Origin of the sequence: Desulfofundulus sp., assembly GCF_049701015.1 — a bacterium.
Lineage (GTDB): Bacteria > Bacillota > Desulfotomaculia > Desulfotomaculales > Desulfovirgulaceae > Desulfofundulus.
Genome location: NZ_JBNATZ010000184.1, coordinates 1 through 4,980, shown reverse-complemented (window position 1 = coordinate 4,980; position 4,980 = coordinate 1). Strand labels below are relative to the sequence as shown.

Annotated in this window: 6 protein-coding genes and 1 pseudogene; all 7 read left to right on the top strand. The window is 59.8% G+C overall.

The features are described from left to right. Positions 1 to 697, top strand: a pseudogene (locus ACPLUI_RS10815) (flagellar biosynthesis protein FlhF); the annotation flags it as partial. Continuing rightward, a complete protein-coding gene (locus ACPLUI_RS10810) occupies positions 672 to 1,604 on the top strand; it encodes a MinD/ParA family protein (RefSeq protein ID WP_424660273.1) in 933 nt (310 codons plus the stop codon). The pseudogene ACPLUI_RS10815 and the gene ACPLUI_RS10810, both read left to right, overlap by 26 nt. Positions 1,605 to 1,631: 27 nt before the next feature. Then, positions 1,632 to 2,276, top strand: coding sequence for a flagellar brake protein (locus ACPLUI_RS10805; protein WP_424660272.1), 645 nt, complete (start codon positions 1,632 to 1,634; stop codon positions 2,274 to 2,276). Positions 2,277 to 2,280: 4 nt separating this feature from the next. After that, positions 2,281 to 3,033: a FliA/WhiG family RNA polymerase sigma factor gene (locus tag ACPLUI_RS10800; protein ID WP_424660271.1), complete on the top strand. Its 753-nt coding sequence runs from the start codon at positions 2,281 to 2,283 to the stop codon at positions 3,031 to 3,033. 17 nt (positions 3,034 to 3,050) lie between these two features. Then, positions 3,051 to 3,821, top strand: a complete 771-nt coding sequence (locus ACPLUI_RS10795; protein ID WP_424660270.1) for a flagellar hook-basal body protein — start codon at positions 3,051 to 3,053, stop codon at positions 3,819 to 3,821. 100 nt (positions 3,822 to 3,921) lie between these two features. Further along, on the top strand, positions 3,922 to 4,722 hold the full coding sequence (gene flgG, locus ACPLUI_RS10790) for a flagellar basal-body rod protein FlgG (protein ID WP_424660269.1): 801 nt from the start codon (positions 3,922 to 3,924) through the stop codon (positions 4,720 to 4,722). A 63-nt stretch (positions 4,723 to 4,785) separates the two neighbouring features. After that, positions 4,786 to 4,980 (top strand): chemotaxis protein CheD (locus ACPLUI_RS10785; RefSeq protein ID WP_424660268.1); only part of this gene is annotated, 195 nt, incomplete at its 3' end.

Below are 4,980 nucleotides of genomic sequence, written 5' to 3'. Positions count from 1 at the left end.
TGAGGACTTCCTGCTCCTGCAATTAAAGGGGCGGTTGGCCTCTATGGTGGCAGATGTCTATTCAAGACAGGACCGCAGGAGCAAAATCCAGGCCTTTATCGGCCCCACCGGCGTGGGAAAAACCACCACCCTGGCCAAACTTGCCACCAGAACGGCCCTCTTCGAGCAGAAAAAAATAGCCCTTATCGCCATATACAGCCACCGCTTCGGGGTGGTCGAGGAACTGAAATTTTACGGCCAGGTGATCGGCGTGCCCGTGGAAGTGGTAATGACTCCGGCTGAACTGGCATCGGCAGTCGAGGCCCACCAGGACAAAGACGCTGTTTTTATCGACACAGAAGGTATTTCCTGCCGTAATGCGGGCCAGTTGCTAAAGCTGAAGGGATTCATGGACGCCCTCCCGCCGTCCCGCCGGACTTTCCTGGTCCTGAGCGCCACCACCCGTAACCGGGACCTCTTACATATGGCGCGGGAATTCGCCCGGGTGGGCTACTCGGAATTCATTTTCACCAAGCTGGACGAAACCCGGACCCGGGGAGGAGCGTTGAATCTGATCCACCAGATGCACCTTCCCCTGGCTTACGTTACCAGCGGGCAGAACGTCCCCGACGATATTGCCGGCGTAAACCCCCGGAGTCTGGCCGCCCTTATCCTGGAGGGGGGCGAAAGCGATGTGGGGGCGGGCTTCCAGGACTAAAGAGGGGCGTATCTTCGGCCGCGTACCGGGTGGTAGTCCCCCGGCAGGCGTCAACCAGGATGAAGACGCACTTCCGTCAGCGGAGTCCCGTCCTGCCACGGCCAGGGTCATCGCCGTCACCAGCGGCAAGGGCGGGGTGGGTAAAAGCAACCTGACGGTAAACCTGGGCCTGGCCCTGGCTGCTTTAAATCAGCGGGTGATTATCCTGGATGCCGACCTGGGCCTGGCCAATGTGGAAGTGCTCCTGGGCATAAGCCCTCCCTGTACCCTCTACGACTGTCTCTACAGGGACCGGGATATCCGGGAAGTGCTGGTGCCCGCTCCCGGGGGGGTGCAGTTCATCTCCGGCGGTTCCGGTTTTCTGGAACTGGCCAACCTGGACCGGGTCCGCTGGCAGAGGTTGCTTTCATCTCTGGCACTTCTGGATAATCTGGCCGACTTCATTCTTATCGATACCGGGGCGGGTCTTTCCAAAAACGTGCTGGGCTTTCTGGCCGCCGCCGGGGAAGTAATTGTGGTCATTACCCCTGAACCCACCTCTCTCACCGACGGTTACAGCCTGATCAAGGTGCTGGCACGCTTCAGGACCCACCGGGAAGTGCTGCTGGCAGTCAACCGGGCCGGCAGCGAAGAGGAAGCCCGGACCACGGTCAGGCGGGTGGAAATGGTGACCAACCGGTTTCTGGGTCTGCCGGTCGTCTACCTGGGTGCCATCAATGAAGACCGGGCCGTGCTCCGTGCCGTGCGGAACCAGAGGCCTTTTTACCTGGCAGAGCCCCGCTCCCAACTAGCCAGGAGTGTAGCCGCCATGGCCCGCTACCTCACCAGCGGCGTTTCCCGGGTGGAACCGCCCCGGCCGGGTCTGGTGGGTTTTGTACAGCGTCTGGCCAGGCTGTTCGACCGTTAGGTAAGATTGTACGGGAGGTTATACATATTGTTAGACCAGCTCAGGATCAACCAGAAGATACAGGTAGCCCGGGAGGGAGAGAAGGACTGGTATGCCTCCACCATCCAGGACATCAAAAACGGTGAACTGCACATCGCCCTTCCCCGCCTGCGGGGAGACGTGCTCGTCCTGACGCCGGGCGATAATGTGCAGGTTCGTTTTTTTGACCAAAACGCCAGCTTCATTTTCCCGGCCCGCTACCTGGGACGTACGATTGAGACCATCCCCCTCTACCGCCTTATGCCGGCGGGGGAATGCCAGAGGGTGCAACAGCGCCAGCATGTGCGCTTAAAGACTTTACTTGAGGTCAACTACGCCCATCCTCCGGAAAAAAACCGCCGCCCCAAGTTCAAAAGTGCCTGTACTGTGGACATCAGCGGCGGAGGGATGCTTCTGGCCATGGACGAGCCGGTCCAACCAGGAAAGGAGCTCCTTCTTGAATTTACCCTTCCCCTGCGAGCCGGCGCCCGCAAAATACAACTTCGGGGCCGGGTGGTGCGGCTTTTGGAAAAGGAAAACTCGAAATATCGTGTCGCCGTGGAGTTTACAGAGATTACCACGGCCCAGCAGGACCTGATCATGCGCTACATCTTCCAGTGCATGGCGGAACAGGCCCGGCTTACCAGGATGTGAGATCGTGGATAGCAAGGAGAAGCTCTGGCAGGAATACAAGCGAACAAGGAGTCCGGAAATCCGCCACCAGCTCATCCTGTCCTACCTCTGGCTGGTTAAATATCTGGCTGGCCGGCTGGCCATCAAGCTACCTGCCTGTCTGAGCCAGGAAGATCTGGAAAGCTGCGGTGTTCTCGGGTTGATGGAAGCTATCGACAAGTTCGACCCGGACCGCGGCTACGACTTTGAGGCGTACGCCAGTACGCGGGTACGTGGAGCCATGCTGGATGAAGTGCGCCGGGCCAACTGGATGCCCCGTACCCTCTGGTACAAATTACAGCGGCTCCGGGCAGCCCGGGAGAAGCTGGAGAACCTCCACCAGGAGAAGGCGTCCATGGAGGCAGTGGCCCGGGAGATGGGTGTCTCCCAGGCTGAAGTGCACTACCTGGACAGCCAGTTTTACCGCCTGCATACACTGTCCCTGGATGAAATGGTAGCTACAGGCAACGGTGATCCCATCCGGCTGGGGGACCTGCTACCCGACGAGGCCATCCCCGACCCCCTGGACCGTATAACCGAAGAAGAAAATATAGAACTGCTGGCCCGTGCCGTGGCCAGCCTGCCGGAAAAAGACCAGCTGGTGCTGGCCCTGTACTACCAGGAGGGGCTGACCTTGAAGGAAATCGGGGCCGTGCTGGAAGTTTCGGAATCAAGGGTATGCCAGCTCCACAGTCGGGCCATCAACCGCCTGCGCAAGAAACTGGCAGAACTGAGCTAAAAGGGGGTACCCCAATCATGATCCGTGGCATTTATACCGCTGCTTCCGGTCTGGGCGTACAGCAGGCCAGGCTGGACGTGCTGGCCAACAACCTGGCCAACGCCTCCACCAGCGGCTTTAAAGCAGACGGCGTAATTCAAAAACCCTTTCCCCAGCTCCTGCTGGTGGAACAGCAGAACCTGGGCCCCGTAGAAATTGGGCCCCGCTGGCGTTATGTGGGTGCCACCAACCAGGGTGCTGCCGTCACCGGGGTGGTAACCAATTTTTCCCCGGGCCCCCTGAAGCCTACGGGGAAAAACACCCACCTGGCCCTGGCTACCGCCAATACTTTTCTGGTGGTCCAAACACCGGGGGGAGAACGTTACACCCGGGATGGTAATCTTGGAATAGACAGCGAGGGTTACCTGGTGGACTCCCGGGGCAACCGTGTGCTGGGGGAAGCGGGGCCGGTACAGGTGAAAAGTGATGATTTCCGCATTACTGACGGAGGAGAGATCATTCTGCCGGGAAAGGGACCGGCGGGCCGACTGCGGATTGTCCAGTTCGCCGATCTCAACCTGCTGACCAAAACCGAAGATAATTACTATACGGCTCCGGCGGGCAGCGCCCAGCCGGCGGCCAAGCCCGAAGTGCGCCAGGGTTATCTCGAAGGGTCCAATGTAGATCCCGCCGCTTCCATGGTGCAGCTGGTCAGCGCCGTCCGCTCCTACGAAGCGAACCAGCGGCTCCTGCAGGCCCAGGACCAGCTCCTGGACCTGGCGGTCAACCGGGTGGGGGCACTCAGGTAACCGGGCGGATGTGGTGAAAATGAGCCAGGGCGGCGCGTATCTTAAAACAGGCCGCCCGGCGACAAAAATATCTTAACAGACAAATGAATGAGGTGATCCCATGCTGCGAGCCCTCACGACCGGCGCCGCGGGACTGAACGCCCAGCAAATCCGCCTGGATACCTGCGCCAATAACCTGGCCAACATCAACACCCAGGGTTACAAAAAACAGGGGGTCAGCTTTGCCGACCTGCTCTACCGGGAAATGGGTTGGGAAGGCATACCCGCCGAAAAGGAGGTCCCGCCGGGATCCGGCACCCCCGGCCCCACACCACCGGAGGGAAGCGGTGTGCGGGTGGCCGCCGTTTCCCGGGACTTTCGACCCGGCGGCCTTATCCGCACCGGCTGGCCGCTTGATGTAGCCATCCAGGGTGAAGGTTTTTTCCGGGTGCGTCTTCCCGGCGGCGAATACGCTTATACCAGAGCCGGCAGCCTGACCGTGGGTGCGGACGGCCGGCTGCTCACCCAGCAGGGCTATCCCCTGGAACCGGAAATAATTTTGCCCCCCGGATATCAGTCCGTCACCCTTCATTCAGACGGCCGGGTGACGATAATAAACAGTGATCGACAACAGGAAGAGGTGGGCCGGCTTACCCTTTACTCCTTCACCAACCCGGCAGGTCTTGCCGCCCGGGGAGAAAACCTGTACCTGGCCACGGCGGCCAGTGGACAACCGGTCCAGGAATATCCGGGCTCGGGTGCTACGGGTACACTGGTCCCGGGCTGCCTGGAAGCCTCCAACGTGGACCTTACGGAGGAAATAGCCAGCCTTGTTGAAGCCCAGCGTGTCTACCAGCTGAATTTACGGGTGGTTGGTGCTGCTGATGAGATGTGGAGCATGGCCAACAACCTGCGCAAATAAAAATGGGGAGCCGATGCGGGGCGAACTGAATACCCCGGAAACGACTCAAGAAGGGGGACTGTAATGGAGCCGGCCAAGGTCGTCAACGACCCTTTGGAGATACAGGTCGGCATAGCCGACTATAAGATTGGCAAAGACCCGGCCCGGCTGATTACCCTGGGACTGGGTTCCTGTGTAGGGGTTAGCCTTTACGACCCCGTGCTCAAACTGGGCGGGCTTTTACACCTTATGCTCCCCGACAGTACCCAGTTCAACAAC

What these genes read in the sequence shown, in the direction of transcription:
- ACPLUI_RS10810 (WP_424660273.1), top strand. Translation starts at nt 672, where the DNA reads ATGTGGGGGCGGGCTTCCAGGACTAAAGAGGGGCGTATCTTCGGCCGC.
- ACPLUI_RS10795 (WP_424660270.1), top strand. Translation starts at nt 3,051, where the DNA reads ATGATCCGTGGCATTTATACCGCTGCTTCCGGTCTGGGCGTACAGCAG.
- flgG (WP_424660269.1), top strand. Translation starts at nt 3,922, where the DNA reads ATGCTGCGAGCCCTCACGACCGGCGCCGCGGGACTGAACGCCCAGCAA.